Annotated in this window: 23 protein-coding genes and 2 tRNA genes; 8 read left to right on the forward strand and 17 right to left on the reverse strand. The window is 62.3% G+C overall.

Features of this window, described 5'->3' with window-relative positions; genetic code table 11:
* Positions 1-48 precede the first annotated feature (48 nt).
* The 4 genes from C9I57_RS11090 to C9I57_RS11105 all read left to right on the forward strand — a co-directional run bounded on the left by C9I57_RS11090 (position 49) and on the right by C9I57_RS11105 (position 4,125).
* The gene (locus tag C9I57_RS11090; RefSeq protein WP_107150740.1) at positions 49-1,191 is read left to right on the forward strand and encodes a Re/Si-specific NAD(P)(+) transhydrogenase subunit alpha; all 1,143 of its coding nucleotides are present in this window, start codon (positions 49-51) and stop codon (positions 1,189-1,191) included.
* Between the two features lie 10 nt (positions 1,192-1,201).
* The gene (locus C9I57_RS11095; protein ID WP_107150741.1) at positions 1,202-1,543 is read left to right on the forward strand and encodes an NAD(P) transhydrogenase subunit alpha; all 342 of its coding nucleotides are present in this window, start codon (positions 1,202-1,204) and stop codon (positions 1,541-1,543) included.
* The gene (locus C9I57_RS11100) at positions 1,540-2,979 is read left to right on the forward strand and encodes an NAD(P)(+) transhydrogenase (Re/Si-specific) subunit beta (protein WP_107150743.1); all 1,440 of its coding nucleotides are present in this window, start codon (positions 1,540-1,542) and stop codon (positions 2,977-2,979) included. Before C9I57_RS11095 ends, C9I57_RS11100 begins: the two co-directional genes overlap by 4 nt.
* 111 nt (positions 2,980-3,090) lie before the next feature.
* On the forward strand, positions 3,091-4,125 hold the full coding sequence (locus C9I57_RS11105) for an L-idonate 5-dehydrogenase (protein ID WP_107150745.1): 1,035 nt from the start codon (positions 3,091-3,093) through the stop codon (positions 4,123-4,125).
* 94 nt (positions 4,126-4,219) lie between these two features.
* Here C9I57_RS11105 and C9I57_RS11110 read toward each other — a convergent pair whose 3' ends face one another.
* A complete protein-coding gene (locus C9I57_RS11110) occupies positions 4,220-4,888 on the reverse strand; it encodes an RraA family protein (protein WP_107150747.1) in 669 nt (222 codons plus the stop codon).
* A 591-nt stretch (positions 4,889-5,479) separates the two neighbouring features.
* On the opposite strand from C9I57_RS11110, the gene C9I57_RS11115 reads away from it, so the two are divergent.
* The 3 genes from C9I57_RS11115 (at position 5,480) to C9I57_RS33190 (ending at position 6,779) form a co-directional block, all read left to right on the forward strand.
* On the forward strand, positions 5,480-5,911 hold the full coding sequence (locus tag C9I57_RS11115) for an STM2901 family protein (protein ID WP_107150748.1): 432 nt from the start codon (positions 5,480-5,482) through the stop codon (positions 5,909-5,911).
* Positions 5,908-6,264, forward strand: a complete 357-nt coding sequence (locus tag C9I57_RS11120; protein ID WP_107150750.1) for a DUF1493 family protein — start codon at positions 5,908-5,910, stop codon at positions 6,262-6,264. The genes C9I57_RS11115 and C9I57_RS11120 overlap by 4 nt, the downstream gene beginning before the upstream one ends.
* Before the next feature lie 143 nt (positions 6,265-6,407).
* Positions 6,408-6,779 (forward strand): hypothetical protein, encoded by a 372-nt coding sequence (locus tag C9I57_RS33190; RefSeq protein ID WP_258187595.1) that lies wholly within the window; start codon positions 6,408-6,410, stop codon positions 6,777-6,779.
* Between the two features lie 75 nt (positions 6,780-6,854).
* Here the strand turns inward: C9I57_RS33190 and C9I57_RS11130 are convergent.
* The 15 genes from C9I57_RS11130 to C9I57_RS11200 all read right to left on the reverse strand — a co-directional run bounded on the left by C9I57_RS11130 (position 6,855) and on the right by C9I57_RS11200 (position 20,494).
* Positions 6,855-6,931 (reverse strand) — tRNA-Pro (locus C9I57_RS11130).
* A gap of 60 nt (positions 6,932-6,991) precedes the next feature.
* Positions 6,992-7,402, reverse strand: coding sequence for a MerR family transcriptional regulator (locus tag C9I57_RS11135; protein ID WP_107150752.1), 411 nt, complete (start codon positions 7,400-7,402; stop codon positions 6,992-6,994).
* 55 nt (positions 7,403-7,457) lie between these two features.
* The gene (locus C9I57_RS11140) at positions 7,458-7,868 is read right to left on the reverse strand and encodes an integration host factor subunit alpha (protein WP_020566179.1); all 411 of its coding nucleotides are present in this window, start codon (positions 7,866-7,868) and stop codon (positions 7,458-7,460) included.
* A 66-nt stretch (positions 7,869-7,934) separates the two neighbouring features.
* Positions 7,935-10,367 carry a phenylalanine--tRNA ligase subunit beta gene (gene pheT, locus C9I57_RS11145; RefSeq protein ID WP_107150754.1) on the reverse strand — a complete coding sequence of 811 codons (2,433 nt, stop codon included), beginning with the start codon at positions 10,365-10,367 and terminating at the stop codon, positions 7,935-7,937.
* Positions 10,368-10,399: 32 nt separating this feature from the next.
* Positions 10,400-11,413 carry a phenylalanine--tRNA ligase subunit alpha gene (gene pheS / locus C9I57_RS11150; protein ID WP_107150756.1) on the reverse strand — a complete coding sequence of 338 codons (1,014 nt, stop codon included), beginning with the start codon at positions 11,411-11,413 and terminating at the stop codon, positions 10,400-10,402.
* A gap of 145 nt (positions 11,414-11,558) precedes the next feature.
* Positions 11,559-11,918: a 50S ribosomal protein L20 gene (gene rplT / locus C9I57_RS11155; RefSeq protein WP_018440686.1), complete on the reverse strand. Its 360-nt coding sequence runs from the start codon at positions 11,916-11,918 to the stop codon at positions 11,559-11,561.
* Between the two features lie 28 nt (positions 11,919-11,946).
* Entirely contained in the window at positions 11,947-12,144 is a 198-nt protein-coding gene (rpmI, locus tag C9I57_RS11160) for a 50S ribosomal protein L35 (protein WP_107150758.1), read from the reverse strand.
* A 238-nt stretch (positions 12,145-12,382) separates the two neighbouring features.
* On the reverse strand, positions 12,383-12,904 hold the full coding sequence (infC, locus tag C9I57_RS11165; RefSeq protein WP_083925609.1) for a translation initiation factor IF-3: 522 nt from the start codon (positions 12,902-12,904) through the stop codon (positions 12,383-12,385).
* A 51-nt stretch (positions 12,905-12,955) separates the two neighbouring features.
* Complete coding sequence (gene thrS, locus C9I57_RS11170; protein WP_107150759.1) at positions 12,956-14,863, reverse strand: threonine--tRNA ligase; 1,908 nt, start codon at positions 14,861-14,863, stop codon at positions 12,956-12,958.
* 305 nt (positions 14,864-15,168) lie between these two features.
* A tRNA-Val gene (locus tag C9I57_RS11175) sits at positions 15,169-15,245 on the reverse strand.
* A gap of 77 nt (positions 15,246-15,322) precedes the next feature.
* Positions 15,323-17,554 carry a RelA/SpoT family protein gene (locus tag C9I57_RS11180; RefSeq protein ID WP_107150761.1) on the reverse strand — a complete coding sequence of 744 codons (2,232 nt, stop codon included), beginning with the start codon at positions 17,552-17,554 and terminating at the stop codon, positions 15,323-15,325.
* An 81-nt stretch (positions 17,555-17,635) separates the two neighbouring features.
* Positions 17,636-17,989 carry a RidA family protein gene (locus tag C9I57_RS11185; RefSeq protein ID WP_107150762.1) on the reverse strand — a complete coding sequence of 118 codons (354 nt, stop codon included), beginning with the start codon at positions 17,987-17,989 and terminating at the stop codon, positions 17,636-17,638.
* 113 nt (positions 17,990-18,102) lie between these two features.
* A complete protein-coding gene (locus C9I57_RS11190; protein ID WP_107150763.1) occupies positions 18,103-19,059 on the reverse strand; it encodes an alpha/beta fold hydrolase in 957 nt (318 codons plus the stop codon).
* Between the two features lie 87 nt (positions 19,060-19,146).
* Positions 19,147-19,788 carry a CoA transferase subunit B gene (locus C9I57_RS11195; RefSeq protein ID WP_107150764.1) on the reverse strand — a complete coding sequence of 214 codons (642 nt, stop codon included), beginning with the start codon at positions 19,786-19,788 and terminating at the stop codon, positions 19,147-19,149.
* A gap of 1 nt (position 19,789) precedes the next feature.
* Positions 19,790-20,494 carry a CoA transferase subunit A gene (locus tag C9I57_RS11200; RefSeq protein WP_107150765.1) on the reverse strand — a complete coding sequence of 235 codons (705 nt, stop codon included), beginning with the start codon at positions 20,492-20,494 and terminating at the stop codon, positions 19,790-19,792.
* Between the two features lie 268 nt (positions 20,495-20,762).
* Between C9I57_RS11200 and C9I57_RS11205 the strand changes: the two genes are divergently transcribed.
* Positions 20,763-21,308, forward strand: coding sequence for a PAS and helix-turn-helix domain-containing protein (locus tag C9I57_RS11205; RefSeq protein ID WP_107150766.1), 546 nt, complete (start codon positions 20,763-20,765; stop codon positions 21,306-21,308).
* Positions 21,309-21,384: 76 nt separating this feature from the next.
* Here the strand turns inward: C9I57_RS11205 and C9I57_RS11210 are convergent, their stop codons facing one another.
* The gene (locus C9I57_RS11210; protein WP_107151044.1) at positions 21,385-21,816 is read right to left on the reverse strand and encodes an acyl-CoA thioesterase; all 432 of its coding nucleotides are present in this window, start codon (positions 21,814-21,816) and stop codon (positions 21,385-21,387) included.
* Between the last annotated feature and the right edge of the window lie 19 nt (positions 21,817-21,835).

A 21,835-nucleotide genomic window follows, 5' to 3' on the forward strand; every position in this document is an offset into this window, starting at 1 on the left:
GATTCCGATCCGTCAAATCAGGCTCAGATATTTCAGGAGGAAACCCAGATGAGAATCGGCATACCAGCCGAGATTCGCCCCGGCGAAACGCGTGTCGCCGGTACGCCAGAGACCGTCAAAAGGCTCGCCGCGCAAGGCCATGCCGTGTTGATCGAAAGAAGCGCTGGCGAGCGCGCCCATTTTTCCGACACCGCGTATGCTCAGGCGGGCGCGACGCTCGTCGGCACTACAGAAGCATGGGATGCCGACCTCGTTCTGAAGGTGCAATCACCGACCGATGGCGAATTCGCGCATCTCAAGCGCGGCCGCTTGCTCGTCGGCATGCTCAACCCTTTCGACGCAGACCAGGCCGCCCGCATCGGCGCGACAGGCGTCCGTGCATTCGCACTCGAATCGATTCCCCGGACCACGCGGGCGCAAAGCATGGACGTGCTGTCGTCGCAAGCGAACATCGCCGGCTACAAGGCCGTACTGCTGGCGGCCACGCTGTATCAGCGGTTCTTTCCGATGCTAATGACGGCAGCGGGCACCATCAAGGCAGCGCGCGTACTCGTGCTCGGCGCGGGTGTCGCGGGCCTGCAGGCGATTGCGACGGCCAGGCGCCTCGGTGCGGTAATCGAAGCATCGGATGTGCGCCCTACCGTCAAGGAACAGATCGAATCGCTCGGCGCGAAATTTCTCGACGTCCCGTATGAAACCGATGAAGAGCGCGAAGCTGCCCACGGCGTGAGCGGCTACGCGCGCCCGATGCCGGCATCGTGGCTCGCGCGTCAGAGCGCATTGGTGCATGAGCGCGCCCGGCAGGCCGACATCGTCATCACGACAGCGCTGATTCCAGGACGCACGGCGCCGACGCTGCTCGATGAAGACACCGTCCGCGCGATGAAACGCGGTTCCGTGATCGTCGATCTCGCCGCAGGCCGCGGCGCGGTCGTCAACGGCCGCTGCGGGGGCAACTGCACGCTGACCGGGACAGACGAAGTCGTCGTCAGGCACGGCGTTCATATCGCCGGCTATACCAATTTGCCCGCTATGGTCGCGACGGAAGCGTCCTCGCTCTATGCCCGCAACGTGCTCGACTTTCTGAAGCTGATCATCGATGCCGATGGCCAGCCGAAGATAGACACGGGCGACGACATCGTCGCGGCCACGTTGCTCGGCCATGACGCGTCGACGCTGAAGATCGCATAAGGAGAACAGGATGGAACTCATCGCTCACACCACGACCAATCTGATCACTTTCGTTCTCGCCATCTATGTGGGCTACCACGTCGTGTGGAACGTGACGCCCGCACTTCACACGCCGCTCATGGCCGTCACCAACGCGATATCCGCCATTGTCATCGTCGGCGCGATGCTCGCGGCAGGATTGACGGTCGGCATGGCGGGCAAGGCGTTCGGCGCAATCGCCGTCGCGCTCGCGGCTGTCAATGTATTCGGCGGCTTTCTGGTCACGCGCCGCATGCTCGAGATGTTCAGGAAAAAGGACAGCGGCAGAGCTGCCGTGAATGGTGCCAATGGAACCACGGGAGCCAAGCGATGAGCATGAATGTCGTCACGTTGCTATATCTGGTCGCCTCCGTCTGTTTCATTCAGGCGCTCAAGGGCCTGTCGCATCCGAAGAGCGCGCGGCTTGGCAACACCTTCGGGATGGCCGGCATGGCGCTAGCCATCCTGACGACCATCGCGCTCATCGCGAAACAGGCCGCGGCGCTGGGCTCCGATCTGACGGTCGGTCTGTCGCTGCTCGTCATTGCGTTGATTGTCGGCGGATCGATTGGTGCCGTCATCGCCGCGCGCGTCGAAATGACGAAGATGCCCGAACTGATTGCAGCGATGCATTCGCTGATCGGCCTCGCGGCTGTGTGCATCGCGTGCGCAGTGGTGATCGAGCCGTCGGCATTCGGTCTCGCCACGGCAGACAGCGTGCTGCCTTATGGCAATCGGGTCGAACTGTTCATCGGTACGTTCATCGGCGCAGTGACGTTCTCTGGATCGGTTATCGCATTCGGCAAGCTGTCAGGCAAATACCGCTTCCGGCTCTTCCAGGGTACGCCTGTCGTGTACGGGGGCCAGCACGTGCTCAATCTTGCCCTTGCGATGGCAGCAATCGCCTTTGGCCTGGCGTTCGTCGTCACCCAATCATGGCTGCCCTTTATCGTCGTGACCGCCATCGCCTTCGTGCTCGGCGTGCTGATCATCATTCCGATTGGCGGCGCCGACATGCCCGTCGTCGTCTCGATGCTCAACTCGTACTCCGGCTGGGCCGCGGCAGGCATCGGCTTTTCCCTCAATAACTCGATGTTGATCATTGCGGGATCGCTAGTGGGTTCATCGGGTGCGATTCTTTCGTACATCATGTGCCGCGCGATGAACCGCTCGTTCTTTAGCGTGCTGCTCGGCGGCTTCGGTGCTGAAGCCGCAGCGGACGGCGCGACGAAGCGCGAACAACGTCCCGTCAAATCCGGTTCAGCCGACGACGCAGCGTTCCTACTGAGCAATGCGGAATCCGTCGTCATCGTGCCGGGCTATGGGCTCGCCGTTGCGCGCGCCCAGCACGCGCTGAAGGAACTGACCGACAAACTCACCGGCAAAGGCATCGACGTTCGTTATGCGATTCACCCCGTGGCGGGCCGCATGCCCGGCCATATGAACGTGCTGCTTGCAGAAGCGGAAGTGCCGTACGAACAGGTCTTCGAGATGGAAGACATCAACGCCGAGTTCGGCCAGACGGACGTCGTGCTCGTTCTCGGTGCGAACGACGTGGTCAATCCAGCGGCAAAGACGGACCCATCGTCGCCTATCGCGGGCATGCCGATTCTCGAGGCGTACAAGGCGCGCACCGTGATCGTCAACAAGCGGTCGATGGCATCGGGTTATGCAGGCCTTGACAACGACCTCTTCTACATGGACAAAACGATGATGGTATTTTCGGACGCGAAAAAGGTCATCGAAAACATGAGCAAGGCACTCGACTAACTACACATAAGCGGCGACTATCGGCCCATACGACTTCGCTCTTTGTCAGCGGGCCGATTCGCCGCTATCGTTTGCAGAACGTTCGAGCCTCCACCATTACAGGCAAACAGCATGCACGCACTTGTTATTCACGCGCCGTTGGATCTGCGCATCGAGGACGTTCCCACGCCCGAGCCCGAAGCCAATCAGTTGCTGGTTCGGGTTCGGGCGGGGGGCATCTGCGGCTCCGATCTTCACTATTTCAATCATGGCGGATTCGGCACTGTCCGCATCCGCGAACCGATGGTGCTCGGCCATGAAGTATCGGGCGTCGTGTCGCGCGCCGGCTCGGGCGTCACCGACCTGCCTGCCGGCACGCGCATCGCCATCAGCCCGAGTCGTCCATGCGGGCTGTGTCAATACTGTCAGCAAGGCCTTCAGAATCACTGCCTCGACATGCGCTATTACGGCAGCGCGATGCGCATGCCGCACGTGCAAGGCGCTTTTCGCCAGGAGATCGTCATCGACCGGTCACAGGCCCATGTTGTGGCGGACTCGTTGAGCGATGCCGAAGCGGCCATGGCCGAGCCGCTCTCCGTGGCGCTCCATGCGGTGCGGCGTGCGGGTCCGATGCTCGGCAAGCGCGTGCTCGTGACCGGCTGCGGCCCAATCGGCGCGCTGATCGTCGCGGCTGCACGGCGGGCGGGCGCGGCCACGATCGTCGTGACAGACGTGAATACGTTGCCTTTGGAGAGCGCCTTGAAAGTCGGCGCCGATATCGCGCTCAACGTCGCCGAAGCGCCGGACGCGCTGCAACCGTTTGCCGCCGATAAAGGCAGCTTCGATATGCTGTTCGAGGCAAGCGGCAACGCTGCGGCGCTGCGCGGCGCGTTCGATGTGCTCAAGCCGCGCGGCATCATCGTTCAGATCGGGCTCGGCGGCGAAATGACCTTGCCGATGAACGCGGTCGTGGCGAAGGAATTCGATCTGCGCGGCGCGTTCCGATTTCACGAGGAATTCGCGGTGGCCGTCGAGTTACTGAACAAGGGCTTGATCGACGTCAAGCCGCTGATCTCAGGCGTCTTTCCGTATCAGGAATCCGTGAAGGCTTTCCAGACGGCAGGCGACCGATCGAAATCGATGAAAGTGTTGATGACGTTCGATTGAAGTTGAAGGTTTTTTGTCTGCGACGGCTTTCGGCGCTGATTAACACCGAAGCAAAATGCCGTCGCGGACAACAAGAGCAAAGCCACATCAAGGCTCAGTTGTTACACCGCGCTTCGAGTTCATCGACGAACGCGCGGCTCCAGCGCCCTTCCTTCATCGCACGCATGGTCTCGGCTTCTCTCTCGAGCACGGCCAGTGCCTTCTCGATAACGTGCCCGGCGTCGACCTGCGGAATCGCGAGCAAGCCGTCCTGATCGCCGACGACGATATCCCCCGGATTGACCACCATACCGCCCACCGAGACAGCCACGTTGATTTCGCCCGGGCCATCCTTGTAGGGTCCACGATGCGTGACGCCTCGCGCATAGACGGGGAAATCGCGATCGCGGATTTCAGCCACGTCGCGAATCGCACCATCGACCACCAGACCCGCCACGCCCACTCGCGCCGCGTAAAACGTCAGGATGCCACCGACCACCGCGTTGTTGACATCCCCGCCTGCATCGATCACCAGCACGTCGCCGGGACGGCAAAAGTCCAGTGCGCGCAGATACGTCAGATTGTCGCCGCCGCGCGAGCGCATCGTGACTGCCGTGCCTGCCATCGTCATCTTGCTCGGCCGTTGATAGGGTTGAAGCCCGACGCTGCCAATGTTGCGATGCATGTTGTCGCTCAGCGCAGATACGGGAATATTGCGCAGCGCCTCCAGCAACTTTTCAGCGGCTTGGGGCGAAGAAGGATTCTTTCTGATGGCTTTGTACATGGTCAGGATTCGTCTCGCAATGGAACAAGCACGCAGACGACGCACGGACGGACGCTTCCATCGACAGGGCCACTTCGCAGGTCGTCGCAGCCATAACAGTATGTGGCGCTCCGGTTTGACGCCAAGACTGTCTTGCTCTGGTGCGATATGAAACTCTTATGAGAACGATGTCCGTATATCAAGCGGCGGCGTCACGGCGCCGCCGCAATCGCTCGTTCGAGATAGGCGACGACATCGCTCACCAAGAACACTCACACTCGCCCGAATCTTGCGCCCGGCAATTGGCCGGGGCGTGCCAACGAAAGCGCGGTTGCTCCGCCGACCTTCAGGAAAGCGGCGGCTTCATTGAAGTCGAACGTCCGCACTGCGTTCATCACTCGCAAGTCTGTCGACGGCTCGCACGGCGGGATCGCTGTTGTCTCGCTCCTGGTCAAGCGTTGGACTTCCGGCATCCCAGCCGAGGAATCGGCGGGATGAGCCGCGCCGCATTGCGGCCTGAAGGAGCCTTCAGAAGGGTAGCCCAATCTGTCTATTCTCAGACGAATCGAGTTCTGATACGTTCTCGCCCTGATCGACTCCGAGGACCAAAACGTGTCGAACAATACCTACACATACGGCATACACTCGAACCTAACGCCGCCGCAATTGTTTTTCCTCGTCATGCTCGACGAGGCAGCAAAGCACTTCGGCGTGGACGAGTTGACCGGGCTGGCCCTGCTTATCATCGGCTGGCCCTTCCTACCCACGAGGCGCAAACCGAAGGGCGCGACGATCGGCACCTCGATCGCGTCGCGGGTTGCCCGGAAGCACCTCGACTATAAGATCGAGAAGGACATCCTGCCGACGCTCACGCTCGGCAGCGTAAGGCGGCTCAAAATCCTCTGGACGCGCAACATCGGCGTCTTCGTGGGCCGCACCGTCCCAATCATCGGCGAAGTCATTCTCGCATATGACGTCTCGATCATCAGCTATCGCAGCGCCGTCCACTACAACCAGCTCGTGAAGCCCGAGGACAGGCTATGAGTGATCCGCTGTTGGAGGAAGTCGAGTCGTTCGTGCGCAGCGAGCGCGGCCTGCCGCATAGCGATGTCATCACCCCGGCCACCACGCTCGAAGACGACCTCGGCATTACCGGCATCGAGGGCGAAATGTTTATGGACGCATTCTTTGCCCACTTCAAGGTCGACGAGGGCGACTTCTCGTCAGGGCGCTACTTCATGGACGAGGGTTCCGGTCTGCTGCTCATGCTCGTGACGGCGCTATCCAGGAAGCGGCGCAAGGCCCTCAATCGCGTGCCCCTGACGGTGAGCATGCTCGTTACGGCGGCGCGGCTTGGTCGGTGGGATTCCGAGAAGGTCGAGAAGGGCCGTCAGTGACACGCCACGGCCGCACGCGCCTCCGGCGTGCCGGCCTTTGACTTCGAAGCGCATCATGGTAATCCGAATCCGCATGCCCACAATTGGGAGGGGACGTCCCGGGATCAAGGCGCGCCTGTTTCCATACTCCCATGGTGAATCAGATGACTGATGCGACAACACTAGACGACTGGGGCCACTTTCACGATTGGTACCTTGATGCTGTGACGGTCGGTCCAAATGAAGAGCCGCGCACGCTTACCCTCGGGCTCTATCTCAAAGATCGACGTGCAAGGGTCGCGTTCGAGGGAGTGACCTGTTTCCATCTTGACGGGTTCAGTCTCTTGAACATCGTCTACAGCCTCCGGCTGACGGAACCATCCGATAAAGACTATTCCAGAGTGATGGCCCAGTTGAGCAAGGGCGAACGCCTTTCAGATCGCCGGGGGGCAACGGTTGCCTACATGCATTCGAGTTTGGGAGCAGAACTCGCTGTCGAGTTCGACTCGTTGAAGGTCGTAGCGGCAGGCGTTTGAGCTCGGAGCCGATCATCTAGACCACCAAAAGCAATAAGGGTTAGCGGCCACTACGCCGCTAACCCTTATCAGTATTGGTCGGGGCGAGAGGATTTGAACCTCCGACCACCTGCACCCCATGCAGGTACGCTACCAGGCTGCGCTACGCCCCGAAAGCACAAAAGTATAACAGAGACTTCAATCGATTAGAACCGATCTTTCGTTCGGCACGCTCACCCGCGCAGCATTTCGATCACCGCACGAAGCTCCTTGCGCAACTGCTCGACATCGACGTTCACTGCATTCGCCGTCCCGGAACTCGTGGCGGGCGCCTGCGCATTCTCCTGCCGCTCTTGCGCCTCATCGATCGCCCCGCCACGCGCATCGAGCCTATTGCGCGCGCCGTTGATCGTGAACCCCTGCTCATAAAGCAGTTCGCGAATCCGGCGTATCAACAACACCTCATGGTGCTGATAATAGCGGCGATTGCCACGCCGCTTGACTGGACGCAACTGCGTGAACTCCTGCTCCCAGTAACGCAGCACATGCGGTTTGACGCCGCATAGCTCGCTCACCTCACCGATCGTGAAGTAACGCTTCGCCGGAATCGGAGGCAACTCGACCTTCTCGACAGTCGATGTCATCGTCAGCTACCTGCGTGGTGAAGAACGCCCGAGCGCGGCCCCTCGTTCTTCTTTTTTAGCGCGAGAAACTCGCTTCGACGCCGTTTTCGACGAGCGCCTTCAGCTTCTGGCTCGCATGGAACGTCACGACGCGGCGAGCGGCAATGGGAATCGCCTCGCCCGTCTTCGGGTTACGTCCCGGCCGCTGAGGCTTGTCGCGCAGTTGAAAATTACCGAACCCCGACAACTTCACACTATCCCCGCCTTCGAGGGCATCGCGAATCACGTCGAAAAACGCCTCGACCATGTCCTTCGCCTCGCGCTTGTTCAGCCCGACGTTATCGAACAGCAATTCGGCCAGTTCGGCCTTCGTCAAGGTGGGCGTTTCCGGAGAAACGCTCGCGGGCGGTGTCGGAATCTCGCGAATCATGGCGCCACGCTGCGCCGCAAGAAGGGCTTCGAAATCACTCGAATTCATTTCTTTCATGTCTAAGAGCGGCGGCCATTCGGTGCCGGCACCATCCGCCAGCACCGATCCGTCGCGGTACGCGCTTCATCCCCGCAATCGCGCACCGTGGACTCGAGCCAAACGATCCACGAGGGTCTTGACGACCGCATCGACCGTCTCGTCCTGCAGCGTGCCGCCAGTATCTTGCAGGGTCACGCGGAAGGCAAGGCTTTTCTCGTGGGGCGCCAGGCCACCGGAAGTATTTGATTTTGCACGAAATTCATCGAAGAGCGCAACCCTTTGCACGAGCTTCGATCCGCTTTCCTCGAGCGCGTTTTGCATCTCGTCGATGAGCGCCTGCACCTCGACTTTCTGGTCGACGACGACGGCGATGTCGCGCCGCACGGGCGGAAACTTCGAGACTTCGGTCGTCGTCGGCAGCGCGCGCTGCATCAATGCTTCGGCGTCGATCTCGAAAACGATCGGCGCATGCAGCAAATCGTATTGCTGCATCCAGCGCGGATGCAGCTCCCCGATCCAGCCCACGTCGCGACCGTCGATCTCGATTCGAGCACTGCGGCCCGGATGCAGCGCGGGATGCTCTGCCTTCACGAAGCGCGCGACGCGCGGCGCGAAAAGCACCTCGACGTCCCCCTTCACATCGAAAAAATCGACGTGCCGCGTCGGCAGCCCCCATTGCTCTTCCGCGACGGGGCCATACGCGAGCGCGCCGATGCGCTTCGGCTGTTCGTAGCCTTCGACGCTGAGCTCGCCCGCGGGCGATGACGGCGCGCGCAGGAAGACACGCCCCGCTTCGAAGACGCGAATGCGCTCCGCCCGCCGATTGAGGTTATGCCGCAGGACGTTCACGAGGCTGCCGATCAGCGTCGTACGCATCACGGACATCTGGCTCGCAATCGGATTGAGCAGCCGCACGGGGTTGTCGTTGCCGGCAAAGTCCCTTTCCCACGCCTCGTCGACAAAGCTGAAGTTGACGGTCTCCGTGTAATCGCGCGCCGCGAGCGCATGGCGAATCGCGTGAATCGACCGGTGCGTCTCGTTCGTCGCACGCATCTCGTTCGCGGCCACGGGCGGATGCGCCGGAATCTTCTCGAAGCCGTGAATGCGCGCGACTTCCTCGATCAGATCCTCTTCGATCTCGAGATCGAAGCGATAAGGCGGCGGCGTAACGGCGAATGCGTCGCCGTCGAATTCGAATGCGAGACCGAGCCGCGTGAAGATCTGCGCGATCTCATCGGCCGCGACCGGCACGCCGATGATCCGCTGCGCGCGCGCAACACGCATCGTCACGGGTTCGCGCTTCGGCAGATTGACGGCTTGATCGTCGACGGGGCCAGCCTTGCCGCCGCAAATGTCGATGATGAGACGCGTGATGCGCTCGATGTGCTCGACCGTCGTCGCGTAATCGACACCGCGCTCGAAGCGATGCGCCGCATCGGTCGAGAAGTTGTACTTGCGGGCGCGGCCGCGAATGCTGTCCGGCCACCAGAATGCGGCTTCGAGATAGACGTTCGTCGTATCGAGCGACACGGCGGTGCTGTCGCCGCCCATGATGCCGGCGAGGCTTTCGACATGGCGATCGTCGGCAATCACGCCGACGGTCTCGTCGAGCTCGACCGTATTCCCGTTGAGCAGCTTCAGCGTCTCGCCTCGACGCCCCCAGCGCACTTCGATGCCGCCGTGAATCTTGTCGAGATCGAAGACGTGCGACGGACGCCCGAGCTCGAGCATCACGTAGTTCGAGATGTCGACGAGTGCCGAAATGCTTCGTTGTCCTGAACGCTCGAGCCGCTCGACCATCCATTGCGGCGTCTTCGCGCGTGCATTGACGCCACGAATCACACGCCCGGAAAAACGCCCGCAGAGCTCCGGTGCGGCGATCTTGACGGGCAGCGTCTCCTCAAGTGAGACGGGCACCGGCTCGATCGCGAGCGGACGGAGCGGCGCGCCCGTGATGGCGGCTGTCTCGCGCGCGATGCCGAACACGGAAAGGCAGTCCGCCTTGTTCGGCGTCAGCTTGATTTCGAAGATGGCGTCGTCGAGATTCAGCGTCTGGCGGATGTCCTGTCCGATCTCGGCGTCTTCAGGCAGGATCAGGAGACCGCTGTGATCTTCCGAAAGCTTCAGCTCGCGCGCCGAGCAGAGCATCCCCTGACTTTCCACGCCACGAAGCTTCGACAGCTTGATGAGGAAAGGCGCCCCGCCCTCTTCCACGGGCGGCAACTCGGCGCCGACCAGCGCGACGGGCACCTTGATGCCGGGGGCGACGTTGGGCGCGCCGCAGACGATGTTCAACGTCGCGCCCGTGCCCGCATCGACCTGGCAGACGTTGAGCTTGTCGGCATCGGGATGCTTGACGACTTCCAGCACGCGGCCGACCACGATCTTCGAAGTCGGCGGCGCGGCCGGCCGCAGCGATTCGACTTCGAGTCCGGCCATCGTCAGCGCATGCGACAGTTCATCCGTCGTGAGCTTCGGATCGACGAACGTTCGAAGCCAGGATTCTGGGAATTGCATGAGTGTCTACGTTCGAATGTGGTTGGGTCCGCTCAGGCGAATTGCTGAAGGAAACGCAAGTCGCCCTCGAAGAAGAGCCGCAAGTCTTGCACGCCGTAGCGCAGCATCGTCAGCCGCTCGAGCCCGCTGCCGAATGCGAAGCCGATGTAACGCTCCGGGTCCAGGCCCATGTTGCGGATCACGTTCGGATGCACTTGGCCCGAGCCCGAAATCTCGAGCCACCTGCCGGCGTTTTTGCCTTCCTCGAATTTCATGTCGATTTCGGCCGACGGCTCCGTGAACGGGAAATACGACGGCCTGAAGCGCACGAGAATATCGTCGCGCTCGAAGAACTTCTTGAGGAAGTCGGTATAGACGCCCTTCAGGTCGGCGAAGCTGATGTTCTCGTCGATCCAAAGTCCCTCGAGCTGGTTGAACATCGGCGAGTGCGTCGCATCGCTGTCGACGCGATAGGTCCGGCCCGGCACGATCACCTTGATCGGCGGCTTGTTGCTGCGCGCATAGCGGACCTGCATCGGGCTCGTGTGCGTGCGCAATAGCAGCGGCCGGCCGCCCTCGTCGTTCCCGTCAATGTAGAACGTATCCTGCATCGAGCGCGCCGGATGGTTCTCGGGGCTATTCAACGCGGTGAAGTTGTACCAGTCGGTCTCGATTTCGGGGCCGTCGGCGACATCGAAGCCGATCGAGCCGAAGATCCGCTCGACACGCTCCCACGTCCGCATCACCGGATGCAAGCTCCCCGCGCCGTGGCCGCGGCCCGGCAGCGTGACATCGACGGCTTCCGCGGCGAGACGCTGGTTCAGCAGCAATTCGGCCAGCGCCTCGCGGCGTGCGGTCAGCGCCGCCTCGACCTGCTGCTTGGCGACGTTGATGCGCGCGCCTTCCGCCTTGCGCGCGTCGGGATCGAGCTTGCCCAGCCCTTTCAGAAGCTCGGTCAGCACACCCGACTTGCCAAGGAAGCGCGCCTTCTCGTTTTCGAGCGTGACACTATCGGCCGCTTCGCCGAAGGCTTTGTGCGCGTCGGCAACTATCTGGTCCAGATCCATTGATCCCTTCATTTCAACGTCGAAAACTGTTTAACGATGTTTTGCCCGCCAACAAAAACGGGGGCTCGGTGAGGAGCCCCCGTTTTTGTTGCGGCGATATCGGCTTGCCGCCGAAATCGCCGCCACGAACCACGCAGTCTATCAATCAGGCTGCAACGGCGGCTTTCACCTGCTTCACGATCGCGGCAAAAGCAGCCTTGTCGAAGACAGCCATGTCGGCCAGAACCTTGCGGTCGAGGTCGATCGAGGCCTTCTTCAAGCCGTTGATGAACACGCTGTACGTCATGTCGTGCTGACGCACAGCCGCGTTGATACGCGTGATCCACAGCGCACGGAAGACGCGCTTCTTGTTGCGACGATCGCGATAGGCATATTGGCCCGCGCGCATGACCGCTTGCTTGGCAATGCGGAACACGTTGTTGCGGCGGCCGCGGTAGCCTTTCGCGAGGTTGATGATCTTCTTGTGGCGGGCACGTGCTGTAACCCCACGTTTGACTCGAGGCATGTTTCTCTCCTATGAGTGTCGGTTGAGGTTAAGCGAACGGCAGCATCGCGCGAACGGCGTCCAGATTCGTATCATGGACGGCGGCCGAACCGCGCAAGTGACGCTTGTTCTTCGTGGTCTTCTTCGTGAGGATGTGGCGCTTGAAGGCTTGACCGCGCTTGACGGTACCGCCCGGACGCACCACGAAGCGCTTTGCAGCGCTCTTCTTGGTTTTCATCTTAGGCATGACGAACAACTCCGTTTATTAGATGGCGATGGGTGTGCGGCCGGCAAAAAGCCCCTCAACCGCCCTTCGAAACCCAGTCCACTTGTTTGCGGCGCGCCGTTGCCGACCGCCGCCTTTTCAGGAAACACCTCGAAACCCGCTGTGCTTCCAAAACCTGCTTTTCCTACCCTACATAAATCGACGACACGCTTCGCGCCGGCGGCTCTCGAAAGAGCCGCCCGATACGCCGCACGTCTTCTCACTTCTTCTTTTTCGGCGCGAGCACCATGATCATCTGGCGGCCTTCCATCTTCGGCATCTGCTCGACCTGACCGACCTCGTCGAGGTCCGTGCGCAAGCGCTCGAGCATCCGCATGCCGATTTCCTGGTGCGCCATCTCACGCCCACGAAAACGCAACGTGATCTTCGTCTTGTCGCCGTCCTCGAGGAAGCGCACGAGGTTGCGCAGCTTGACGTTGTAATCGCCGTCATCGGTCCCCGGGCGGAACTTCACTTCCTTGACCTGGATGACCTTCTGCTTGAGCTTGGCCTCGTGTTGCTTCTTCGCTTCCTGGTATTTGAACTTGCCGTAATCCATCAGACGGCAGACAGGCGGGGAAGCTTGGGGAGCGATTTCCACCAGATCCACGTCCTGCTGCTCCGACAGCCGGAAAGCCTCTGCCAGTTTTACGATGCCGAGCGGTTCGTTGTCGACTCCGACCAGACGCACCTCGGGTGCCGTGATCTCACCGTTGATGCGATGCGACTTTTCAGTAGCGATGTTCCGTTTCCTCTAAAGATTAAAAAAACGAGCCGCGCTGCCGCAGTGGCTTCACTTGAAGGCCTGGATGTCCTGACGCAGGCGCTCAACGAAGGTGTCGATCGGCATGACGCCCAGATCCACACCGCCACGGGCACGCACGGCTACCGTTTGTGCTTCACGCTCTTTGTCGCCGACCACAAGCAGATACGGGACCTTTTCGAGCGTATGCTCGCGTATTTTATAGCTAATTTTCTCGTTGCGCAAATCGGCCTCGATCCTAACTCCTTGTTTTTGCAACGATTGGGCGATCCCACTGGCGTATTCGGCCTGGCTTTCGGCGATATTCATCACGACCGCCTGCGTCGGCGCGAGCCACGGCGGCATCGCGCCGGCATGATGCTCGATCAGGATACCGAGAAAACGCTCCATCGATCCGACGATCGCCCGATGCAGCATCACCGGCCGGCGGCGGCTGTTGTCTTCGGCGACATACTCGGCGCCGAGCCGCTCGGGCAGCACCATGTCGAGCTGCAGCGTGCCGCACTGCCATGAGCGGCCGAGCGCATCCTTGATGTGGTACTCGATCTTCGGGCCATAGAACGCACCTTCGCCATCGAGCTCCTCCCACTGCAGGCCGCAGGCCGTCAGTGCGTGACGCAGCCCGTCTTCCGCCTGGTCCCAGATCTCGTCCGTGCCGGCGCGCTGCTCGGGCCGCAGCGAGAGCTTGATGTCGATCTGCTCGAACCCGAAATCGCGGTAGACGCTCATCGCGAGCGTGTTGAACTTGATCGACTCGGCGATGAACTGATCCTCGGTGCAGAAGATGTGCGCATCGTCCTGCACGAAGCCGCGCACACGCATGAGGCCATGCAGCGCGCCCGATGCCTCGTTGCGGTGGCACGAGCCGAACTCGGCGTAGCGCAGCGGCAGGTCGCGATAAGAGCGCAGGCCGTGCTTGAACACCTGCACGTGGCCCGGGCAGTTCATCGGCTTGATCGCGTAGTCGCGCTTCTCCGATTCGGTCGTGAACATGTTCTCGCGATAGTTCTGCCAATGGCCCGACGCCTCCCAGAGCGAACGGTCCATGATCATCGGCGTCTTGATCTCGAGATAGCCGTCCGCGTTCACGCGTCGGCGCATGTACTGCTCGACTTGCTGCCAGAGCGTCCAGCCCTTCGGATGCCAGAACACCATGCCCGGCGATTCGTCCTGCAGGTGAAAGAGGTCGAGCTGACGGCCGAGCTTGCGGTGATCGCGCTTCTCAGCTTCCTCGAGCATGTGCAGATAGGCGTCCTGATCTTCCTTCTTCGCCCAGGCCGTGCCGTAGATCCGCTGCAGCTGCTCGTTTTTCGAGTCGCCGCGCCAGTAGGCGCCCGCGACCTTCATCAGCTTGAACACCTTGAGCTTGCCCGTGGACGGCACGTGCGGCCCGCGGCAAAGATCCGTGAAGCCGCCGTGCGAGTAGAGCTTGATTTCGTCGCTCGCGGGAATCGACTCGATGATCTCGGCCTTGTATTTCTCGCCGATGCTCTTGAAATACGCCACGGCTTCGTCACGCGAAACGACGCGCCGCGAAACGGGCTCGTCTTTCTTCGCGAGCTCCTGCATGCGCTTTTCGATCCGCTCGAGGTCTTCGGGCGTAAACGGCCGCTGATAGGCGAAGTCGTAGTAAAAGCCGTTGTCGATCACCGGACCGATCGTGACCTGGGCCTCGGGGTACAGATCCTTCACCGCGTACGCGAGCAGGTGCGCCGCCGAATGCCGGATGATGTCGAGGCCTTCAGCGTCCTTCTCGGTGACGATCGCAAGCGAGGCATCACGATCGATCAGCGCGGATGTATCGACGAGCTCGCCGTCGACCTTCCCGCCGAGCGCAGCCTTCGCCAGGCCGGGGCCGATGGAGGCCGCCACTTCCGCGACCGTCACCGGATGATCGTACTGTCGCACCGAACCATCAGGCAGGCGTATCGAAACCATTGCGTTCTCTCCGGTTGCCGCGGCGCGCGCGGCAATAAAACAAGCGGTTGATGACTACCAGCAGATTCTCGAAACCCAACCGACCAGCGCGAAAGCGGGGAAAAAAAATGCGGCCCCGCTTTCGAGGGGCCGCATTCACTTTGAAACAGCAAGACTTGGAAGGGCGAAAGAGGTCCTCGACTAGCGTCGCTCCGAAGTAGTTCCGGTAAACGTTCGCGGTGTCATAACCGTATTCGCCTTGTACGCTACGAGTAGCGTGTTTCGCTTCCATGAAAACCCAGCGATCCGGGCCTTCGTGATTTCGTTGGTAGGCTCGATTGGACTCGAACCAACGACCCCCACCATGTCAAGGTGGTGCTCTAACCAGCTGAGCTACGAGCCTGAGAGAAGTGAGATTATAGGGAGCCTATCAAAGCTTGGCAAGCCCCTTTTCTGCAATTCGCGAAAAGCTGCGACGACTCAACTCTTGCGCGCGGCGCGCACGACGCCGGCGACCTCGCCGAGCAACGCGCAGGCGCGCTGAACCTGTGTCGAATTCGATACCTCGACCGTGAATTGCATAAACGCGGTATCGCGGCGGCTCTGGCTCTTCACGCCGACGACGTTGACCTTCTCGCGGGCGAACACCTCCGAGATGTCGCGCAACAACCCTTGCCTGTCTTGCGCCTCGATCGCGATGTCGACCGGATAAACCGATGCGCCGCGCCCGCCGAGCACCTCCGCGGACCAGGCGGTCTGCAGCACGCGCTCAGGCGCGCGTGCCGCCATGCGCCGGAACATCGGACAGTCGTTGCGATGAATCGAGACGCCCTTGCCGCGCGTGACGAAGCCGCTGATGTCGTCGGGCGGCGCCGGACGACAGCAGCGCGCGAGCTGCGTGAGCAGCGCATCGACGCCGACGACGAGCACGCCCGCCGAGGCTCCCTGCGCGACGCTGGCGCCGCTGCCGCGCTTTTCGAACTGCGCGGGCGCTTCAGGCTGCGGCTCGGGCGGCGGCGCTTCCGTAAGCGCCTGCTCGATGTTGCGCAGGCTGTATTCCTCTTTGCCGACGACATTGAAGAGGTCTTCGGGCGACTTGAACCCCAGCTTGGCCGCGAGCTGATCGAGGCTGACCGACGTCTTGCCCTCGCGCTGCAATGTCTTTTCGACCATCGCCCGGCCGGTCGCGATGTTCTCCTGCTGATCGATCGCGTTGAACCACGCGCGCACCTTCTGCCGGGCGCGCGCGCTTTGCAGGTAGCCGAGTTGCGGATTGAGCCAGTCCCGCGACGGGCCGCCCTCCTTCACCGCGACGATCTCGACCGTCTGGCCGTTCGCAAGAGGCGTGTTGAGCGGCACCATCGCGCCGTCCACGCGTGCCCCGCGGCAGCGGTGCCCGAGCTCGCTATGCAAGTGATAGGCGAAATCGACAGGCGTGGCCCCCTGCGGCAGCGCGATCACGCGTGCTTGCGGCGTGAGCACGTAAATGTGGTCGTCGTCGAGCGTTGCCTGACGCAGTTGCTCCCACGGCTTGCTCGCATCCTCCCCGCCCTCGGCGACGTCGTCCTTCCAGGCGAGCAGCTGCCGCAGCCAGGCGATCTTCTCGTCGTATTTCTCGCTCGCGCTGAACTGGCCGCCATAGCCGCGCGCGCCCGCCTCCTTGTAGCGCCAGTGAGCCGCGACGCCGTACTCGGCGAACTGGTGCATCTCCTGCGTGCGAATCTGCACTTCGAACGCACGGCCGTCGTCGCCGATCACCACCGTATGCAGCGACTTGTAGCCGTTCGGCTTCGGCCGCGAGATATAGTCGTCGAACTCCTTCGGCACCGGCTGCCAGAGGTTGTGCACGATGCCGAGCACCGTGTAGCAGTCTTTGATGTCGGGAACGATCACGCGAAACGCGCGCACGTCGTAGACATCGGCGAAATCGAGCGCCTTGCCGCGCATCTTGCGCCAGATGCTGTAGATATGCTTGGGCCGGCCGCTGACTTCGGCCTTGATATGCGCCGAGGCAAGCTCTTCTTCGAGCTGCTCGATCGCTCGCGCGACATACGTCTCCCGCTCGACGCGCTTCTCGTCGAGCAGCTTCGCGATCCGCTTGTAGGTTTCCGGGTCTTCGAAGCGAAACGCGAGATCCTCGAGCTCCCACTTGAGCTGCCAGATGCCGAGCCGGTTCGCGAGCGGCGCGTAGATCTCGAGCGTTTCGCGCGCCACTTCGATGCCCGGTGACGTTTTCGTCGCCGCGTAGTAGCGCAGCGACTGGAGCCGCGAAGCAAGCCGGATCAGCACGACGCGAATGTCTTGCGCGAACGCGAGCAGCATCTTGCGCAGCGCTTCGATCTGGGCGCGGCGCTCCGCTTCGGCGTCGCGACTTCCGCTCTCGGATTGAACGTTTTGGGCGGCCGCGTGCAGGCTCACCGTGCCCAGGCGCAGCAGCTTGCGCACGTTGGCGACAAGTTGCGCGACTTCCTCGCCGAAGCGTTCGGCGAGCAGGTGCTCGGGATCGTCGAGGCACGGCGTCAGCGTGAACAGCGCCGCCGCCAGCACCGCTGGCGGATCGACGTTGAGCTTGCGCACGATCGAGGCCGTGCCCTCCGCGTGAGCGGCGAGCGGTTCGCCCGAGGGCAGCCGCGCCTCGCCCGCGTGCTCGCGCACGAAGGCGATGGCATCCTCGAAGGAAGGTAAGGTGGCGGCGTCGTTTTCGGTAATCATGGCCACTGCGCGAGCTGCCTTGCGCTATCTGTCAGGCAATGTCGGCGGCTCAGCGAAATCGATCGATCGCAAGCGTCCCGTTCAGCTCTTCTGAGCCGCGACGACGACGACTTCGACGAGGCATTCCGGATTGGCGAGCTTCGCTTCGACGGTCGCGCGCGGCGGCGTCGCGCCCTGCGCGACCCATTCATCCCACACCGCGTTCATGCCGCCGAAGTTTTCCATGTCGGACAGATAGATCTGCACCGACAACAGCAGCGATTTGTCGCTATTCGCCTCGCCGAGCAGGCGATCGATATGGCCCAGCACTTCGCGCGTCTGACCGGTGATGTCCTGCGTCGTATCCTCGGCGATCTGCCCGGCCAGATAGATGGTGCCGTTGTGGATCGCGATTTCGGAGAGGCGCTTGCCGACGTGATGACGAATGACTGCCATTTGATGAGGTCCTGGTTCGAGGTGAAGGTTGACCGGCCGCGCTTCAGGGTCCGACAAAGCACCTCGTGGCGCATTCGCGCTTGATGCCCTCGCCCGCCGCGGCCGAACCTATATTATGACGCCGCCTCGTCTTTGCCGACGAAGAACCGCCGCGCGATGGCTATTTGGCCAGGGTCGAGAAAGGCCGGCGCATGGCCTGCGCCTTCGATCTCGACGCTCGAGACGGATTGCCCGCGCTCAACCATCTGTGCGACGGTCTCCCGCGAAAGCAGGTCCGACGTCGCCCCGCGCACGACGAGCGCCGGGCACGCGATGCCCTCGAAAAGCCGCCACAGCATCGCTTCACCTGCCGCGCCGGCCTCGGGCGTCGTCGCATTGAAGGGCACGGCGATCGCGGGATCGTAGCGAAACTCCCAAGCGCCATCCTCGCGCTCGCGCAGCAGCGGCGTATTGATTTCGCGCCATTCGTCGCCCGTCAGCGGGCCGAACGAGGCCGCGAGCAACGCGGCATGGCCGATGCCTTCATCGAGCGTCGCGAAGCGCACGGGTTGCCCGACATAGGATCCGATCCGCTCGAGCGCCGCCGGCTCGATGTGGGGTCCGATATCGTTGAGCAGCAGCTTGCGCACGGGCGTGCCCGACAGGCCAGCCAGCGACATCCCAATGAGGCCGCCCATCGACGTGCCGAACCAGTCGACGGTTTCCACGTCGAGCCGGGCGATCAGCGTGACCATGTCGGCCACATACTGTGGAATCGCGTAGCGCATCGGGTCGGGCAGCCAGTCGGACAACCCGCGTCCGGCGACATCGGGACAGACGACTCGGTATACGTCTGACAGCGAGGCCGCCACGCGGTCGAAATCGCGGCTCGAGCGCGTCAAGCCATGCACACAGACGAGCACGCGCGGGTTCTCCGAATCACCCCATTCCGTATAGGCAATTCGGTGCAGGCCCGCCGGATTGGCGCACTGGACGTAACGTTGACGCGGGGCGGCGTGGCCGGAAACCGCGGAAGACGCGAAAGATGCGGGGAAAGATGCCGTGGACTCGGTGCTGGGCAACTGGCTCATGAGCGACCCTCGTAGCAAAAACGAAAAACGGGCGAAGCGCCTGCCTCGCCCGTCTTGCAGCCGGCGTGGAATCCGCCGGCCGATCGGTCAATGCACGGCGCTGACGTCGAGTGGCGCGCCCGTCTTCGCCTGAATTTCGTCGACCGTTACGCCGGGCGCGAGTTCGACCAGTTTCAGTCCCGCGTCGGTCACGTCGATGACGCCGAGGTCCGTGATGATCCGGTCCACCACCCCGACGCCTGTCAGCGGCAGCGAGCAGCTCTCGAGAATCTTGTGCTGATCGCCCTTCGCCACGTGCTCCATCAGCACGACGACGCGCTTCACGCCCGCCACGAGGTCCATCGCGCCGCCCATGCCCTTGATCATCTTGCCCGGGATCATCCAGTTGGCGAGGTCGCCCGTCTTGCTGACCTGCATCGCGCCGAGTATCGCGAGATTGATATGGCCGCCGCGGATCATCGCGAACGAATCGGCCGAGGAAAAAATCGACGAGCCCGGCAGCGTGGTGATCGTCTGCTTGCCGGCGTTGATGAGGTCCGGATCGATTTCGTCTTCGGTCGGCGACGGCCCGATGCCGAGCAACCCGTTTTCGGATTGGAGCCAGACCTCGATGCCCGCGGGAACGTAGTTGGCGACGAGCGTCGGCAACCCGATGCCGAGGTTCACATAGAAGCCGTCTTGCAGTTCGCGAGCCGCGCGCGCGGCCATTTGTTCACGGGTCCAAGCCATGTCAGTCTCCCTTCGCGCGCACGACGCGTTGTTCGATGCGTTTTTCCGGATGCGCATTGAGCACGATCCGCTGCACGAAAATCCCCGGCGTATGGATCGCATCGGGATCGAGCTCGCCAACTTCGACGATCTCCTCCACCTCGGCGACGGTGATGCGTCCCGCCATCGCGCACATCGGGTTGAAGTTGCGTGCCGTGCGGCGGTAGATCAGATTGCCGGACTTGTCCGCCTTCCACGCCTTCACGAGACCAACATCGGCCGTCAGCGAATGCTCGAGCACGTAGTGGTTCTCGCCGAACTGGCGCGTTTCCTTGCCTTCGGCGATCATCGTGCCGAAGCCCGTGTTCGTATAGAACGCGGGAATGCCGGCGCCGCCCGCGCGCAGCTTCTCCGCGAGCGTGCCCTGAGGCGTGAACTCGAGCTCGAGCTCGCCGGCGAGATACTGGCGCTCGAACTCCTTGTTCTCCCCGACATACGACGAAATCATCTTCTTGACTTGCCGCGTCTGGAGCAGAAGGCCGAGACCGAAGCCGTCGACGCCCGCATTGTTGCTGATGCAGGTAATGCCCTTCACGCCCGAGTCGCGCAACGCGGCGATCAGCGCTTCGGGAATGCCGCAGAGGCCGAAGCCGCCCACGGCGAACGTCTGCCCGTCCTTCACGATGTCCGCGAGGGCGGCAGACGCGCTGGGATAGACCTTGTTCATGTGATTGTCCCTTCCACGATTTGGATTCCTGAATTCGGAACGCCCGGCTCGGCTCGAGCGAAAGCCGGCGCTCCCCTATTCTAGGGCGTCCGATCTTGAATGAAAGCTTGCAACAGTCTCTTGCGAAACGCTGTCACGCCCCTTTTATGTCCGGCCACAGCGTAAGACGGCCGGCGCTTGCGGCACAATACGCAAAACTACATAAGTGAAAGGCCCGCCCTGCCGCTCCGACTGAACGGCCCGGGCGTTCGCCACCGCACCGCAAACCATGCCGCAACTCGACTATCAGACCGCTTTCCATCTCGCCCCTATCGGGCTCGTGCTTTCGCGCGACCGCGTCATCGAAGATTGCAACGACGCGGTGGCGAAAATCTTCCGCTGCGATCGTGCATCGCTGATTGGACAATCGTTTCGCGTGCTCTATCCGTCGCCTGACGAGTTCGAGCGGATCGGTGAGCGCATTGCGCCGATCATGACGGCCCACGGCAGCTACGCCGACGACCGCATCATGAAACGCGCCGACGGCGAGCTGTTCTGGTGTCACGTCACGGGGCGCGCGCTCGAGCGGCACGCGCCGCTCGCGGCCGGGGTCTGGACGTTCGAGGATTTGAGCGCGACGCGCCGGGTCGCCGTCGAGCTGACGCCGCGCGAGCGGGAAGTCGCCGCGCAACTGGCGACGGGCAAGACGAGCAAGCAGATCGGCCGCGCGCTCGATATCAGCTCGCGCACGGTCGATATCTATCGCGCGCGACTCATGCGCAAGTTCGGCACGGGGAACGCGACCGAGTTGCTGCAGCGGCTGCTTGGGCATTAGGCCAAGGCAGTGAAGCCAGCCGGCGACACGGCGGCGGGCGAGCAGCAGGCGCCGCGCTTGCGCTCGCGTTCAGTGCTCAGGTCGCTCGTTCCAATTCCGCATGCTCGAGCAGCTTGCGCAGCCGCTCGGGCATCGGCAGCGACTTGCCGGCCGCGTAATCGACCCATACGCAACGCGCGGCGCCGCGCGCGTAGAGCGTGCCTGAATCGTCAGCGCGCACGAGCTCGAAGCCCGTATCGAAACTGCTGCGCCCCGGCTTGCCGACCGACATCCGGCCGATGATGTCGCCCGGATAGTGAAGCTGGCGCAAAAACTCCATCGATGCATTGACGATGACGGGCCCCTGCCCGTCTTCCGTCGCGCCGACCAAGCCGAGCCGCTCGAACCAGCTGATGCGCACCTGCTCCATGTAACGGAAGTACACGGTGTTGTTCACATGGCCGAAAGCATCCATGTCACCCCACCGGATCGGCATCGACATTTCGAACACGGGGTGGTAATCGTTGATTGTCACTTCAAGTTATTCC

This window comes from Trinickia symbiotica, from assembly GCF_003028655.1.
Taxonomy (GTDB): Bacteria; Pseudomonadota; Gammaproteobacteria; order Burkholderiales; family Burkholderiaceae; genus Trinickia; species Trinickia symbiotica_A.